8 protein-coding genes and 1 pseudogene are annotated in these 16,278 nt (G+C 55.0%); 7 read left to right on the top strand and 2 right to left on the bottom strand.

Annotated features, from left to right (window positions below):
• Nucleotides 1–66: 66 nt before the first annotated feature.
• Nucleotides 67–1,383 (bottom strand): heparan-alpha-glucosaminide N-acetyltransferase domain-containing protein, encoded by a 1,317-nt coding sequence (locus ACGY09_RS06490; RefSeq protein ID WP_397570931.1) that lies wholly within the window; start codon nt 1,381–1,383, stop codon nt 67–69.
• A 635-nt stretch (nt 1,384–2,018) separates the two neighbouring features.
• On the opposite strand from ACGY09_RS06490, the gene ACGY09_RS06485 reads away from it, so the two are divergent.
• From ACGY09_RS06485 to ACGY09_RS06460, 6 genes are all read left to right on the top strand, one after another.
• Nucleotides 2,019–4,577, top strand: coding sequence for a hypothetical protein (locus ACGY09_RS06485; protein ID WP_397570930.1), 2,559 nt, complete (start codon nt 2,019–2,021; stop codon nt 4,575–4,577).
• Between the two features lie 2 nt (nt 4,578–4,579).
• Complete coding sequence (locus ACGY09_RS06480) at nt 4,580–5,608, top strand: ABC transporter ATP-binding protein (protein ID WP_397570929.1); 1,029 nt, start codon at nt 4,580–4,582, stop codon at nt 5,606–5,608.
• Complete coding sequence (locus ACGY09_RS06475) at nt 5,601–7,259, top strand: ABC transporter permease (RefSeq protein WP_397570928.1); 1,659 nt, start codon at nt 5,601–5,603, stop codon at nt 7,257–7,259. The genes ACGY09_RS06480 and ACGY09_RS06475 overlap by 8 nt, the downstream gene beginning before the upstream one ends.
• Nucleotides 7,260–7,281: 22 nt before the next feature.
• A complete protein-coding gene (locus ACGY09_RS06470; RefSeq protein WP_397570927.1) occupies nt 7,282–9,054 on the top strand; it encodes a HEAT repeat domain-containing protein in 1,773 nt (590 codons plus the stop codon).
• A gap of 502 nt (nt 9,055–9,556) precedes the next feature.
• Nucleotides 9,557–10,669 carry a DUF1559 domain-containing protein gene (locus ACGY09_RS06465; RefSeq protein ID WP_373651088.1) on the top strand — a complete coding sequence of 371 codons (1,113 nt, stop codon included), beginning with the start codon at nt 9,557–9,559 and terminating at the stop codon, nt 10,667–10,669.
• Between the two features lie 124 nt (nt 10,670–10,793).
• Nucleotides 10,794–11,255 (top strand): hypothetical protein, encoded by a 462-nt coding sequence (locus tag ACGY09_RS06460; protein ID WP_373651089.1) that lies wholly within the window; start codon nt 10,794–10,796, stop codon nt 11,253–11,255.
• Between the two features lie 40 nt (nt 11,256–11,295).
• Here the strand turns inward: ACGY09_RS06460 and ACGY09_RS06455 are convergent.
• Nucleotides 11,296–12,483 (bottom strand): annotated as a pseudogene (locus ACGY09_RS06455) (IS3 family transposase).
• 777 nt (nt 12,484–13,260) lie between these two features.
• Between ACGY09_RS06455 and ACGY09_RS06450 the strand changes: the two are divergent.
• Nucleotides 13,261–16,272: a PSD1 and planctomycete cytochrome C domain-containing protein gene (locus ACGY09_RS06450; RefSeq protein ID WP_397570926.1), complete on the top strand. Its 3,012-nt coding sequence runs from the start codon at nt 13,261–13,263 to the stop codon at nt 16,270–16,272.
• The last annotated feature ends 6 nt before the right edge of the window (nt 16,273–16,278 follow it).

Genomic DNA, 16,278 nt, shown 5'->3' with positions numbered 1-16,278 from the left:
TCAAATCAAGTTGCCAAAACAACGAAGCAACATGCCGAATCGGCACGTCGCTTCAAACTTTCAGACCTACAGCCGAATAAAAATGCGCTGTTTTTCCAGGAACCGGACAAAGGCGTAGGTAGTCATGTAGAAAATGCCGAGTCCGCACAGGCACCACCACAATGGAGAGTCCTTGGGGACAATTCCCCGCACCGCAACCTCGATGGAATGATGCAGGAAGTAGGCGGCCAGGGCATTGGTCCCAAAGGTGCGGAACAGCCCGATCGAAATGCCTCCCAGATCCGTCAGAAAGACGAACAGTGCAAGAGTCGCCATTGAGAAGCCCGATGCGAAGAGGACGAAAGGGGCCGAGACGATTCGCTTGCTCATCATCCAATAGTTATAGCGTCGCAGAACGGGTTCGGGTGTGGCACCGGTGCTCTTCAGTTGTTCATACTGACCGGGGTCTTTAGGTGGTGGTGCGAAGAACGGCGGTTCTGCCAGTCGTATTTTGGCGCGTTGTTCGGTCGTGGGAATGACGGGAGATTCGGCCAGATCTCGTGGAGTGGGTGGCGAGTCCACGGGAATGTCGTACGCGGTCGAAATACACGAAAGGCCGTAAGCGATGGCCATCACTACCGCACCGAGTCCTAACAGCAATCCTCCCGCCTGGGCCGGTTGCCGGTTGTTGATCAGCTCATACGAGAGGGCACCGGCGAGCATGATGACGCCCCAATTCATGGTGCCGAAGACACCCCCATCCCAGCATCCGCTCTTCGCCGCACCCCAATAGGCGTTCAACCAGTTTGGTTGCCCAAAAATGAACGCGAAATTGAAGGAATATGAGAACAGCAGGTGTCCGGTGAGCAGTGCCAGCATCCCCAGGATCAGCACCGGCGTTCGGGCGGCGATGAAAGGGAGGACGACAATCTGAGTCACTCCGATGATCGCGAGTGTTTCCCAGAGATTCGCCTTGATCATCCCGGCAATAAAGTCCCACACTTGATTCGGATTAACGTCGTTCCAGGATTTCACGAACGAATCGTTGAAGCCGTACATGGCGAGCGAAACGAGCACCAGACTGAGGCCCCGAATCACGGCGTGTCGATAGCTGGCAAGTGCACCGTCACGTGCCAACCGACGAAGCATTGTCAGTCGGTAGGAAAAGCCGGCAGCAAAGATAAACCCCGGCATGATGGAATCGGCGTAGCTGAAGTAAGTGTCGTGATGTTTGATCCAGTCTGGAATGGCCTTCAGGTCACCGCAGAAATTCACAATGAACATGACAGCAACGGCATACCCGCGGAACTGGTCTAGAGAAATGCGTCGCCCGGTGGACGGCATCGTGGCCGGTCCTTCCGATTTTGTTTCTGCCGATGTGCTTTTCACGTCGTTAGTAGCCACTGGATGAAGTCCCTGATTCAGTATGAGATGAGAACTGGATCAACTGCGAGATGCGACGGGATGCGATAAGGCGCATGAGCATAGCCAATTCAATTCACAATTTGAGTCTTCCGCGACGATCCTTGACGAATTTCTCACGAAAGACTGTGAGTCCTGTCTTCAGTTGATTTGACTGAATCGTGATCAAACAGTTTGTCGCTATCGGCTGCAAAGTGCTTTGGGCGGGTTAGTCAGGGCATCAGTGCTAATTGATTCAGTAGATCAGTAAAAGGCGTTCCGGGTCTCAGGCGTCCACTTGAGATGAGCGGTTCAGGCAGTGGTCACGAAATCTGTGTTTCGGTCGTTCTACCGACGGGGAGATATCGGACGGCGAGTGAAAAGCTTGCGACCCGCTGCTGCGGACATGTTTAATTTGTCGGTGTGAACAGAATCTCTGTGCATGAGCCTGCAATCGACGTTCTCTGCCATTTCGGCCGAGCGGCCTGAGTTCATGAAATCTTCTGATTTCATGCGGTTGCATCGGGTACTTCCCATCGATAGGATCAACCGCTCAATTCGCTTCTCTTCAATGCATTCTGCGTTCGACTGACCACACGAAATTGCTTTGTTTCAAAAGCTCGGGAAAGCTGCGCGAGGTGATTGTCATTCGGTTTCTCGCACATTCAATTCGATTACTGACCGCGCTCCTTATTGTGGTCGCGGCTCAGCAAGCTCATGCTGTCGACGGAATTAGCTCAGCCGAGGATGGTCAGATTCCGGCAGAGTCGTCTGTTCGGTTTTCCATTGAGACGAACTCCCGACTGGGTAACTTCGCGTTTGTTCCCGATCGTTGGGGTGAGTTTCAGTTTCGGGTTGAGAATCGAAGTGGGGCCGTGCGAAAACTTCTTTGTACGACCTACTTCGCTGATTATCCAACTCTCCAGTATGGTCGGCAACTTACGGTTCCTGCGCGCTCCCGATTGCAGTTATCTCACCCTGTTCGTTTGCCGCTCTTCGAAACGTCGACGGGGACAACGGCGAACATTCATACGCTTGTGATAGACGAGTCCGAAGGGAAAGAAGTCCTGATTAAGAATGACTCAGGGCAGCTTCGCCATGACCGTTCTCTGGTGCTGACAAGTACCGACCGAAACACGGGAATCATCGCGGGGTGGCGGCACACTAGCCACATTCCACAGGATGTTGTCGATCTCGTTGTGGCCAATCGAGTGAATCAGGGGCTGAATAATCGCATCACCGTCATTGGCGATCAGTTCCTGCCTGCTAATGAAACGAGTTACGACTATCTCGATCATATCGTTATTGCTGACGATCGGGTCGCTGACGACGTTGCAGCCCTGGCAACGCTTCGACGCTGGGTCCATTCCGGGGGGAACTTGTGGATCATGCTCGATCGTGTCGACGCAGAAGTCCTGGAACGACTCCTGGGGGATCAGTTCGCCGGGCGTGTGGTGGGGCGTGTCCGCAAGACGTCCGTTCGAATCGACAAAGGCCCGAACCTGGCATCTCCCAAAGGTGAGCCCGGTAACACAGTCGAATATGACGAACCGGTCGAGATGGTTCAGCTGCTCATTTCTGGAATGAGAATCGTCAACACGGTCGACGGATGGCCGGCGGCGCTGACTGGTTCGTTCGGTGAGGGCCGGGTGCTTCTCACCACACTGGGAGCGCGAGCCTGGGTTAACCCGACTCCCGAAGCAAAACGTCTGGAGATGGAGAAAACTCCAGGATCAGAATCAGCGTTCCTGCCAAATTCGCGGATGGAAGATCTGGCTGCCTATGTTCTGGCACGCCGTGAACCCGAAATCGCGAAGACAGTGTCTCTTGAGTCACAGGCCGTAAAGCACGTCTCTTATAAAGTCCCGACCTGGGGGCTGATTGTGGCAACGATGAGCACATTCCTGGTCCTTTTGCTGGTGGCCGCAGTGGGACTGCAACGGCTCGATCGACTCGAGCATTTCGGGTGGTGTGGTTCGCTGCTGGCTGTTGTGTTTGGGTTTATCCTCACAGGAATCGGTGTCTCTAATCGCTATGGAGTGCCGGGAACTGTCGCGGGATCTCACCTCCTGCGTGCAATCGGGGGAACGGACGATTTGCGAGCAGAAGGGGTGACGGCAGTTTATCGAACAGACGAGGGAGTCTCGCTCGCTCAGATGCCTCAAGGGGGAAAGCTGTGGCCTGAAAAGACCGATTCCACTGCATCGACCCGGCGTCTCATCGCCAGCGACCTCGGATCCTCACGCTGGGATGGGCTGCCGCAGGAAGCAGGGCTGTCACTCTATACGGACGCGCTTTCCCAGACACACGTGGAACGGGTCGAAGCGATCGCCACACTGGATTCGGCCGGACTTGTTGGCACCTACAGGGGGCCGGAGGCGAGCCGTCAGGATGCACTGCTGGCGACGAGAAACGGCCGAATCGGGGTCAAGTTTTCTTCCGACGGCGAATTCGTTGCCAAGAGTGAAGACACATTCGGTGAAGGTCAGTTTCTCGACGCGACTTACGTCGGTGATCAGCAGGATCGTCGGTTGAAGATCTTTCAGGAACTGTTTGCGAATGCGCGATGGAAGAACTATCTGGACCACCCGCATTTGCTGGTGTGGCTTGATAAGTGGGATTCGGGCTTCAATTTCGGCGACGGACTGATTCGACAAGGCGATGCGCTGCTGGCGATTCGCCTCAATCTGACTCGTCCACCGCAAGGAACTGAAGTGCTGATCCCCTCCATGCTGGTCAACTTCTCAACCCGCCGTCCCCCCGACGGTACGCTGCCCGCGGGTTTCTGGGATGATCTCAGAAAGGAATGGCAGGAACGTTCCAGCCCCAGTACGACCTGGCTCCGTTTCCAGCTTCCGCGTGAACTGCTTCCTTTGTCTGCGAAAAAAGCACGGCTGGAGGTGAGGGTGACCGGACCGATTGGTCGCCTCGAAATTCTGGGGATACGGGATAACGCTTCGGTCAGCCTCGCAAGTGTTGTTGATCCTGCCAACACTGTTGGTTTTGATCTGGATGACAGCGATGTGCTGGCCATCTCGCAGGATGGCGATCTCTCTCTGGGGATCAGCGGTGGAGACACGTCTCGATCACAGACCCCGAATCCAACCGGTGCAATCTCTGCTGCGAACACCTGGCGAATCGAGTCACTGGACTTGCATGTCTGGGCTACCGCCACTGATTCGACGAAAGAGGACTGAGCATGAACACAAAAGCCTCATGGGACGGGGCCGGTTCCGTTCCAGCACTCTGTATCAAAGGTCTGACGAAGTGCTATGGCTCGTTCACGGCACTTGACGGTTTGACCCTGACGGTTGCGCCGGGACAGATTCTCGGGCTGATTGGTCCCAACGGGGCTGGGAAGACGACAACGATCAAGATTCTGGTCGGTCTGATCAAGCCGACTTCCGGCAGTGCTTCGATCGCTGGTGTCGATTGCCTGCGGGACGCCCGCGAGATCAAACGCCTGGTAGGTTACATGCCAGATAAATTCGGGGCGTATGACAACATGCGCGTACGGGAATATCTGGACTTCTTTGCTGCGGCCTGTGCAATCCCTGCTCGACTGCGGGCGAAGCGAGTCGCGGACGTCATGGAACTGACTCAAACTGCGTACATGAAAGAGAGCTACGTCGAACGCATCAGCCATGGAATGCAGCAGCGTGTGGGGCTCGCTCGCACGTTGTTACACGATCCCAAGATCGTGATTCTCGACGAGCCAAGTAACGGGCTGGATCCACAGGCCCGAATTGAAATGCGAGACTTGTTGATCGAGTTGACCAGGCAGGGGAAGACCGTGGTGGTGACCAGTCACATCCTTCCCGAATTGGCACGTATCTGTCAGCAGGTCGCCATTATCACGCACGGAAGGTTGCGAGCGTTCGGGACCGTCGAGGAAATTGGCCGCCAGATCAGCCGCCAGCAATCGATGGAAGTGCAGTTGATCTCTCTGGATCAGTTGAAACCGGCGACGCAACTCATCCAGCAGAATCTGGAAGAAGGAGCCGAAGTGGTCGCGTCCCCCAGGGAGCTTGCCATTCGGTTCCGCACGGCCAGGTCAGAAAGCGATCTGCAAGCCCTGTTGAAACTCCTTATTGAATCAGGAATACGTATCACCCAGTTCCGTGAGCTTCAGACAGATCTCGAAGAGGTCTTCATTTCGTTTACACGCCCCAGGGAAACGAAGGAAGTGAAAGAACCTGCGGTTGCCGGAGCCGGTGTCCATGTTTAGTGCAATCTTGCGGCGAGAACTGCTGACTCCCCTTCGACGTCGACGGATGGTCGTGTTTCAGATCGGGCTGGCAAGTCTGTTCGGGTTGCTAGTGATTCTTCGCTGGCCGACCGACGGTGAGGTTGCCCTCTTCGGAGCGCGCTCGCGCGAGATCTTCCGGCTGTTCGCCTATGGTCTGTTGATGACGCTCCTGTTCCTTTTGCCCGTGTTTCCTGCGACGAGCATCGTCAGTGAAAAGCGGCGAGGGACTTTGGCCTTGCTCCTCAATACTCAGCTCGGTCCCGTCCATATTTTCGCTGGCAAACTCGCAGCTGTCATGGCGATGGCGGGGATGATTCTGGCAATGAGTCTGCCTGCAGCGGGAACTTGCTATTCCATGGGTGGGCTATCTCTCTACGGCGACATCGGTAAGGTCTATAAGCTGCTGATCCTCGTGGCGATTGAGTATGCCGCGATTGGAATGCTGGTCAGCAGCTTTTCGCAATCGGTTGACTCGGCTGTTCGTACGACATACGGGATCGTTCTGGGTACCAGCGTTCTTACGCTGATTCCTCACTATTTTCTGCAGGGGTCCCAGGGGTTACTGGCTGATATCGGAGAATGGTTCTGGTGTATGTCTCCTGTGGCTGCGCTGATGTCGATTACAGGAACGGAAGAGCCCGGCAGTCAGGGGCTGGTCACCAAAATCGATGTGCTCGGACGCTACACCATTTTTTCGCTCACCACTGCGGTCGCTGCCTCTATCTGGACAATTGCACGTCTGAATCATCGCCTGTTTGACGTTTCTCGCGCTGCAGGAACGATGAGCGATGACCTGTCATGGTCCGCCAAACTCTTTCGGCGATTCTTCTTTCTGGTGGACCCGCAGAAGCGAAGCGCAGGGATCCCGTCCTTTGTGAACCCGGTCATGTTCAAGGAGTTTCGTTGCCGTCGGTTCGGTCGACTCCATTGGCTGGTTCGACTGGTCGCGGCATGTGCGACGCTTTCGCTGGGGCTGACCTATGCCACTACGGCGGGAACTTTCGACTGGGGCGTTGAAACGATCGGTGGGATCATGGTCGTGATGCAAGTTGCATTGATTATCCTGGTCGCGCCGAGTTTGTCTGCGGGCCTGATCAGCGTGGAGCGTGAACACGGAGGATGGTTGCTGCTGCAGACGACTCCGATGGCGACTGCACGAATCATCTGGGGTAAGTTGCTGAGTGCCCTGCTCCCATTGCTGCTGGTGTTGTGCGCGACGGCTCCGGGGTATCTGGTGATGGCCTACATCGAGCCCGGAATGGGACAACAGGTAAAGCGAGTCATTGTGTGTCTGCTTCTGACGGCCATCTTTGCCATGCTGGTCAGTGCGGCCGTCGGCAGCTTCTTCGTCCGAACCGCGGCTGCGACGGCCACCGCGTATGCTGCGCTGCTGCTTATCTGTGGACTGCCCATGTTGATCTGGATGGGGCGTGACGCGCCGTTCGGGCACCGAACTGTTGAGGCTGCTTTGTCATTCAGTTCGATTGCAGCGGCACTGTCAGTCATACGGATGCCCGGATTTCAGAACTACGATCTTGTGCCGATGAATTGGTGGATTCTGGGGATTGGTTCAATTGCCTCGATTCTTATCTTGCTCATCCAGACACACCGCATTTCCCGGCCTCAATGAGTTGTCCAGCGAGAATCTGAGAATGGTCCGTCCTCTTCCAATCCGATCCGCTGCCCGTGTCATGACACTCGCTTTTGTCGTGGCGTGTCTGGCGGCGTCCTGCCTTGTGACGTTCGCCGAATCGTCGGCGCTCGATGCTCTTCGCGAGAGCGATCCCGCACTTTCCTATCCGGTTGCCCAGTATGCGATTGATCCAGCGCAGAAGCAGTTGTGGTTGTCGGCGCTGGACAGTCCTGAAGTTGACATGCAGCGAATGGCTGCCGAGACAATCGCCCGATCGCAGGAAGTGAACGGCTCGAATCTGGTCGAGGCTGTCCCTTCTCTTGAGCGGATTCTCGAAGCGAAAGCCTCGCACCCTGCTGCGCGCTTTGCCGCAGCGCGGGCACTCGTTGTATTGAACTCGCGCGATTCCAGCGGCAAGTTGCTTGAGGCCTCCAAATCTTATGGAAGTGATTTGCGTCTGCTGATTGAGCCCACGCTGGCTGAATGGGACTACGAGCCCGCTCGATCCGTCTGGTTGGGGCGGCTGTCGGAGCAGGCTTCGCGGCGGCGTGAACTGATCTTGGCAGTTCGCGGCCTGGGCGTCGTCCGAGAGCAGAAGGCGCTCAATCCCTTATTGGAAATCATTAATGACTCTCGTCGCCATCCTGACGTGCGATTCGAAGCGGCGACGGCTGTTGGTCAAATCTCTGCAACCGGACTGGAAACGCAGGCAGACAAACTTGCACGATCACCTGGTACGCCGACGTCGCTCAATCGATTGTGCGCGATCCAGATGCTCTTAACGCACGAAACTGCGGCTGCAGCTCAATTGCTGTCGGCATGGGCAACTGATGACGAGCCATTGATCGCCGCGACGGCCATGCGTCGACTCAACGCACTTGATTCGGCACTCATGCTTTCGCTGGCAGAAATGGCGCTGAGACACCCTGATGCCCGAATCCGGAGCGAAGGGATCGAATCCTGTATTACGCATCCGACCACGGATAAGACAGGTGCACTGGGGCGGTTACTCGCAGATCCAGACCCAGCGCTCAGGGAGAAGACGCGCGAAGGGCTGCTGCGACTCTCTTCAGTGGCGGAATTGAAGCCCGTCGTTAACGACGTGGTAAAGGGGCACCTCCAAAGTGACGACTGGAAGGGGCAGGAGCAGGCGGCGATCCTGGCGGGCGGGATCGATCTCGAAGAGGTTGCGAATCGTCTCGTCGAGTTATTGGAGTCTCCACGAGTAGAAGTGAAATCGGCATCGGCCTGGGCTCTGCGAAAAGTCGCCGTAAAAGAAACAATCCCGGCAATTCTGCAAATTGCGAAAAATCAAACCGAATTGCGAAAAGCGGGAACGGGAACTGTTGTCGATGAACAAGTTGCACATCTGCTTGAAACCCTCGGAGTCTTGAAGGCGACCGAGGCGATTCCGTTGCTGAAGGAATATATTCCCAAGCACTATCCGATGGGGGTTCAATCGCGCAGTGCAGCAATCTGGGCACTCGGAGTGATGCCGCGGGAGGAAGCAGACGCGGAACTGGAAGACGCGCTCATGGATCGAATCCTGGATTTCGCAGATCGTCCCCCGGAAATGCCGGAAGTGAAGCAGATGAGTGCGATCAGTCTGGCTCGGATGAAATCGACAAGCCAGGCGGAACGACTTCGCGGACTCGCGGTAAATGTCCCTCTCTCCGTTGAATTAGGAGTCGCCTTGCGGTGGGCCGTAAAGGAACTGACGGGCGAGGAACTTCCTCCTCCCACTCCAGTACCGGTTCCGGCCGAAGATTGGTTTCTTGTACCCCTGCAATGATATCTTTGATCAGTTGCACAAGTTGTTCTCACAGGTGATAACATAGGTCATGAGCACACGGGAACGTGTCGAACTTGAAACCTGAAGATCAGGTGAAAGGTAGGCAGGGTGATTCGTCATCCGAGTGCTTCATAAATCACATCGACTGACATATCTGAATTCTGACTGCAGTATCAAATCAAATGTTTTGCGTTCGCAATTCCATGAATAAGGGCGCGCTCGTCTTCCATTACGATTTCTAAAGGTAGCCTGTTCTACTCGTGAATTCCGTGAAGGGAATGTGCGACTTTTCATCGAAAATTGCGAAAATCTTGGTGATCTCTTCGTTAGTTTCCTGTAATTTTCGATGTATATTGATGTCTACCTTCATCTCGTACACCTGTTTCTGGTCGCCACTCATTGAATTCCGTTAGGGGACGCACGCGCTTTTTCGTCGTGCAAACTCGCATTGATTGCCTTGCCGTGCGAGCGTTTTTTTCTTTTTTGAAGAGGAGTTTTCTAGATGTTATTGTCCACTGAAAGAAGCCGTAGACGGCAGCGGGGATTCACGCTGATTGAATTGCTCGTGGTGATCGCGATCATTGCTGTCTTGATTGCCTTGCTGTTGCCCGCCGTCCAGCAGGCACGTGAAGCGGCACGCCGGACACAATGCCGAAACAACTTGAAGCAGCTGGGTCTGGCATTCCACAACTACGAAAGCACATTCGGTAACTTCCCCGGTGCGCTGTATCTGGTCAGCGAAGCCAGTGGTCCGAGTATCGGCGAAGGCGTCGATGAACAACCTGCCGGCCGTGCCGACTTCAACGTGCACGCCTGGCCTGAATTAGTCCTGCCTTACATTGATCAGACAAACCTCTACAACACGATTAACTTCAGTGTTGCCATGGGATTTGGTTCCGCAACGGGTGGCCCTCCACCAAACTACGCCAAAGGGGGAACCTACTCCGGATCGCAGAACTTTGCTGCGATCGCTGGATCCGTCATTCCATCCTTCATCTGTCCTTCGACTCCACGTTCGGGCAATTTGCGCCCTGCCTATGTTGATGACTGGCTGTCGGATACGTTTGGCACGCAGATGTACCATGCCGGCGGTGCACTCGATTACGTCGGGATGGCTCCTGGGGGAAACATGAACGACAACCAGGGTGCCTTGGGCAACTTCTACACCGGCGCAGTTCTCGACATCGAAACTGGCGACGGTGGTCCATACAGTTGTGGTGTCAGGATCTCGCAAATTACGGACGGTACCTCCAACACAATGATCTGCGGTGAATCTTCGCGACCAGACGCCAAAGAGTACGCCATGGGTAAAGTCGTTGGTAACCTGACCGATGAAGGTGTGGGACTCATGGGTGATTCGTGGAACGATTGGCAGCACTCAACAGGTCACTTCATGCGAGGAATCGCTCCCGGCAGCAGCAGCGTCGCCGGCCGACCCGGGGGTGACTGCACAATCAACTGTAACAACAAATGGAACTTCTACAGCTTCCATGTTGGTGGGGCACAGTTCCTGATGGCAGACGGCGCCGTCCGCTTCATCAGCCAGAACATTGATCGCCTGACCATGAACCGGGTTTACATCATTGCCGATGGAACCCCTGTAGGAGAGTTCTAAGCCTGATAACCAGGCCGAACGCTCTCGCCGCCTTTTTTTCGATATGATGCCTGGGTTTCAAGCTTTGAAGCCCAGGCTGTCTCTACCTCTACAGATATTTTTCCTGACAAGGGTTTGGCTGGCAATGGCATTCATTCGTCATACTGCGTTCACGTTGCTGTTCGTCTCTCTTCTGACAGGGTGTGGATCGAACAAGGGGGATATGTCGCCGGAGCGATTGAAGAAGCTTTCTGGCAAAGATGCACTTGAGGCGGTCGTACCTGTCAGTGGAACTGTGATGATTGATGGAGAGCCGCAAGCGGGGGTGAATCTTTACTTGTATGGTTCGCCGCCAGCGACTCCGCTCAAGGAGTGCAGGACGGACGATGAGGGGAATTTCTGCTGGTCCACTTACACTGCATGCGATGGACTCGCGCCAGGAAATTATACACTCGGATTCGAGTATGTCCCGAAGATGAAGAAGAACGACAGTGGCGTCGACTTGTTCAAGGGAAAATACAAGAACCCCGCCAAAAATGAGTACAAGTTGACAGTCGAGGAAGGCTCCCCTCAAACTGACGTGACTTATGAATTGAAGTTGAAGTAGCCTGGCCTGCCGGTGATTTCCGTACCAGTTGTGATAAGAGTCAGGTCTGTAGGGGGCTGAACGTGTGGGCCTGGAGCGGAGGCGCAGGCGTCTTCGCCGGAGCCGTAGCGGAAGGACCGCACGTTCGCGCGAACTCCGCCGGGGTCTGATACCCAAGCGAACTGTGAGGTCGCACTTCGTTGTACTGACGTCGCCACGACAGGCCCAGGCTCGTCGCTGAACGCAGTGATTCAAACACTTCGCAGGCCAGAAACTCATCCCGCACCTTCGAATGAAAACTTTCCGCGTAGCCATTCTCCCACGGTGAACCAGGCTCGATGCACAGCGGCCCCACCGATGACCGCTCCAGCCAATTCCGCAACGCTTTGGCAATAAACTCCGGTCCGTTGTCACTCCGGATATGTGCCGGTACACCGTGAGCCACAAACAGGCCGCGCAACACCTCGATGATGTCCTCGCTTGTCATCCGGCGAGCCACCTTCAAACACAAACATTCGCGAGTGAATTCATCGACCACGCTCAACCACTTCAGGCTGGTCCCGTTCGACGTTCGATCGAAGATGAAATCCCACGCCCAGACATGGTTCTTCCGCTCCACACGAACGCGATTGCAGCGATTGACACTGGCACCGAGACGTCGCTTCTTTCGTCGCTTTTTTCTGCACCTTGAGACCTTCGCGACGCCACAGCCGATACACACGATCAAACCCGGCTTCAAACCCTACCCGCTGCAACAGAACCGTGATCCGGCGATACCCGAAACGCGGGTGCTGAAGAACCAACTCGTGAATCCGGGATAACAGCCGCCCTTCGTCACAAGAGGGTTGCCGTTCATAACGGTGACTACTGCGCGGCTGGCTCAACACACGGCACGCGCGACGTTCACTGACCGAAAACGAGCTCTCCAGATGGTCCACAGCTTCACGCTTGCGGGAAGGGCTCACCAGTTTCCCGAGGCGATCTCTTTCAGCATCGCTTTGTCCAGCTCCGCTTCAGCCAGAAGCTTCTTCAACCGCGCGTTCTCTGTTTCCAGCTCCTTCAGACGCTTCGCTTCGTCTGAACTCATCCCGCCGTACTTGCTCCGCCAACGGTAGTAAGTCTGCTCGCTGATCCCGAGGTGCTGAACCACTTCCGATACCGACTTACCTGACTTCAACATCGCATCACAATCACGCAGCTTCTCCACGATCTGAGCCGCGCTGTGACGTTTCCCAACACCTTTCGGCATCTCCAATCTCCTTGCCTTAATTCGGCAAAAAGACTCTCATTACTGGTGGTACATTTCAACCATGGCAGACCAAGCCCATAAAACGAAGGGCTCTCCTCGTTTTTACTAACGAAACCGCGTCTCATGCATGGAGTCTCTCTTGGTTTCTGGCTCTCCGTATTCGTGAGTCGACTTACATCGTACCCACACCGGCGCGCCGTTAGGGACTTTCTGCCGTGGTACACGCTGCATCTCTCTTTTAAAGATTGATGCAGCGTCAGTTCGTTTGTACAAGACTTTAATATGGTCGATCCGCCTCATCACCGGGGCTTCGGCCAAATACATGAATGGCTTTCTGGCCAACTGGTCAATTCACCTCTTGCTCACGGCGCTCATTTCCTTCCGGTTGATCAGGACAATACGGCGACTTTGTTCGGATGGACTTTAGGAGACCTGGGTCGGCACGTTTGATCATTGAGTTGTCGCGGTCATGCGAAGCACTTTTCTGCATCGGCAAAGCGCGAGCGAGCAGATCGACCGGACTCCTGATCCCGGAACCGTTTCACGGCAGCTACGTACCGATGTGATCTCTCGTTCTCATTCAGGTCTGTACTTCATTTCGTCGCCGTTCTTTGGATGCGAATAGAAAGTGCATTCGGGATGACCCGACATTAAGTCATCGCCCAGGATTTTCGGTAGGAGGATCCTGCCATTGTGCTGTGCTGCGAAGTATCATGTATGATTGTTTCTGTATTCAATTTCTCTGCATCATCCCTGGTCTCTTTTCTGTGCTGGTCTATGCGTAGAGTATTTCTTTATCTCCTAGTGGCCTTTTGTCAGCTCTGGTCAACTGCACGAGCCGTGGACGGAGCGGAAGAAACAAAGGAAAACAAAGCTAATTCGGAATACTACGTATTCGAGCGAGATATCCTGCCCATCCTGCAGCACAAATGCTTTACCTGTCACGGCGAGAAGGTTCAGAAAGCAGAATTGAATCTGAGCTCGCAGTCCGGTATCGCCCGTGGAAGTTCGAGCGGTCCGGTTATTGTGGCAGGTAAACCGGAGGAGAGTCTGCTTTTCGAGGTGATACATGACGAATTGATGCCACCGGCGGATTCGACCGAGCCTCTAACTCCAGAAGAGACCGGACGCCTGCAGGAATGGATCGTAGGCGGAGCCCGTTTTTCGCAACCTGACGTCGTTGCTGAACCCGTAATCACAGAGCGGCAAGTCTCTCAGATTATGCTGTTGCGCTGTGCCGTCTGTCACAACGGCCGTGTTAAGGAAGGGGGGCTCGATCTGCGATCGCGCCAGTCGATGCTGTCAGGTGGCAAATCGGGACCCGCGATTAACCTCAAACGACCTTCCGAAAGCCTGATTCTGAAGAAGATTCATGCGGGAGAAATGCCTCCACTGCGTCGGCTGGCCAGTGCATCCGTAAAAGTGATCGAAACGGCCGAGGTTGAAACGGTGGCGAAATGGATTGCGGCGGGGGCACCATTGGCGGCAAATCGCACCGAACGGGATCCGGCGGAGATTGAGTCGGAAGTCACTGATGAAGACAAACAGTTCTGGTCGTTCAAGTCTCCGGTCGCGCACGATGTTCCGAGATTCGAATCGGAGCACCGTATCCGCAACCCGATCGACGCGTTCGTGCTCGAAAAACTCAAAGGAGTTGGATTAACACTGTCTCCCGATTCAGACCGGAGAACGCTTATCAGGCGAGCGACGTTCGATCTGATCGGGCTTCCTCCCACACCTGAGGACGTCGAGCGTTTTATCAAGGACCCGGACCCTGCGGCCTACGAGAAGTTGATCGATCGGCTGCTGGAGTCCCGTCACTACGGCGAGCGGTGGGGAAGATACTGGCTCGATCTGGCTGGATACTCGGACTCCGATGGTGTGAATGCGGAAGATCCCATCCGCCACTTTGCTTACCGGTATCGTGACTACGTCATCCGTTCGTTCAACAACGACAAACCCTATGACCGTTTCCTGCTCGAGCAAATCGCCGGGGATGAACTGGTCGACTATGAGAACGCTCCCGACGTCACCGAAGAGATCTATGACAATCTTGTTGCAACCGGTTTTCTGCGAATGGCGCCAGACGGAACCTACAACGGGCTGACAAACTTTGTGCCGGATCGTCTGGACGTCATCGCGTCCGAAATTGACGTTCTCACTTCATCGGTCATGGGGTTAACCGTGAAGTGTGCCCGTTGCCATTCGCATAAATTCGATCCCATTCCGCATCGCGATTACTACAGTCTGGCCGCGATTCTCAAGGGGGCCCTTGATGAAAACGACTGGCTGCGACCCTCCAAAGCGAATCAGGATTTCCCGCTGCGCGGTCTGACCTACGTCCCCTCGGAAGAGAAAGCCGCATGGGAAGCCGAACAGAAGCGTCTGAAGGGGATGATCGAAGCGATTCAAACGCCTCTGGAAGCCAGGCAGCGGGAATTGGTCACCGCTCAACTCGAAAAACATTTGCCTCAACTCCCCGAAATCTTGCATGAAGACCTCCGCGCTGCAGCGCTGGCGCCACGTGACAAGCGGAACGAGGTACAGAAGTATCTCGTCACCAAGTTCGAGAAGCTGCTCAAGATCGACATGGACAGTCTTGAGGAACTGGATCCCGCATTCAAAGATCTGGCACGAGATTCCTTCAAGCAGATCAAGAGACTTAAGTCGGAACTGAACCCGAATGAACCGTTCATTCACGCCTTATGGGACCGAGGCCAACCAACTCCAACGTACATTCTGCGGCGTGGAAACTACCTTTCGCCAGGAAAGGAAGTTGATCCAGGCGTTCCCGCAGTGCTCGCCGATGCGGTCGCGCCGTACTCCGTCATCCCTCCCTGGGAGGATTCCCGGAAGACCGGCCGACGTCTGGCGTTCGCGCGGTGGCTGGTTGATCCGCGACATCCGTTGACGGCCCGCGTGATGACAAACCGGATCTGGAAACATCATTTTCAACATGGAATCGTGAAGAGTCTCGATAACTTCGGGCGGGCTGGGCAGGTTCCAACGCATCCCGAACTATTGGATTGGCTTTCGATTCAATTCGTCGAACGAGGCTGGAGTATCAAAGCGATTCACCGGCTGATCATGACCTCAAGCACTTACCGGCAATCGTCCGAGATCACCGAAGAGCATGCAAACAGGGACCTTGATAACCGTCTGCTATCGCGGTACCCGCTCAGGAGGTTAGAAGCCGAGGTTCTGCGTGATTCGCTGCTGTTCGTTTCAGGCAAGCTGGATCCTACACAGTTCGGACCGGCAGAACGGGTAGAACGACGCGATGACGGACTCGTCACGTCTGTCGGGTCTGAGAAAGGATGGCGACGGAGTATCTACGTCCTGCAGCGTCGATCGCAGTCGTCAACGATTCTGGAAGATTTCGACTTGCCTCAGATGGCCCCCAATTGCGTCGAGCGGACTGTTGCCACCGTCGCACCACAGGCCTTGCACTTGCTCAACAATAAGATGGTGCATGACTGGTCACGAGCCATGGCGGAACGAATTATCCAGGATGTCGGCACCGATCGAACTTCTCAGATTCAGCGCGCCTTCGCTCTCGCGGTCGGACGCCAACCCGATGCTGCGGAACTGGAACTGGTCACGCAGTCCTTTGACGAACTTTTCGCAAAGTGGCACGCGACCCTGCCGGAACCACCCGCTTCTTCGGCTGGGAACAGCGTTTCGCTCGAGCAGGCCGCTCATGAGTCAACGGCAGAACTGAGCGTACAGACCCTGACGAATCTGTGTCATGCACTGATGAATTCCGCAGAATTCATGTATGTCGACTGAGGAATT

Source organism: Schlesneria sphaerica, from assembly GCF_044336245.1.
In the GTDB taxonomy this organism is placed as follows: domain Bacteria; phylum Planctomycetota; class Planctomycetia; order Planctomycetales; family Planctomycetaceae; genus Schlesneria; species Schlesneria sphaerica.
Note: the sequence above shows the minus strand (reverse complement) of the source record. Positions and strands in the feature narration are given on the sequence as shown.

Coding starts and splice junctions, on each gene's coding strand:
- ACGY09_RS06480 (WP_397570929.1), top strand. CDS start 4,580: ATGAACACAAAAGCCTCATGGGACGGGGCCGGTTCCGTTCCAGCACTC.
- ACGY09_RS06460 (WP_373651089.1), top strand. CDS start 10,794: ATGGCATTCATTCGTCATACTGCGTTCACGTTGCTGTTCGTCTCTCTT.
- ACGY09_RS06470 (WP_397570927.1), top strand. CDS start 7,282: ATGGTCCGTCCTCTTCCAATCCGATCCGCTGCCCGTGTCATGACACTC.
- ACGY09_RS06450 (WP_397570926.1), top strand. CDS start 13,261: ATGCGTAGAGTATTTCTTTATCTCCTAGTGGCCTTTTGTCAGCTCTGG.
- ACGY09_RS06475 (WP_397570928.1), top strand. CDS start 5,601: ATGTTTAGTGCAATCTTGCGGCGAGAACTGCTGACTCCCCTTCGACGT.
- ACGY09_RS06465 (WP_373651088.1), top strand. CDS start 9,557: ATGTTATTGTCCACTGAAAGAAGCCGTAGACGGCAGCGGGGATTCACG.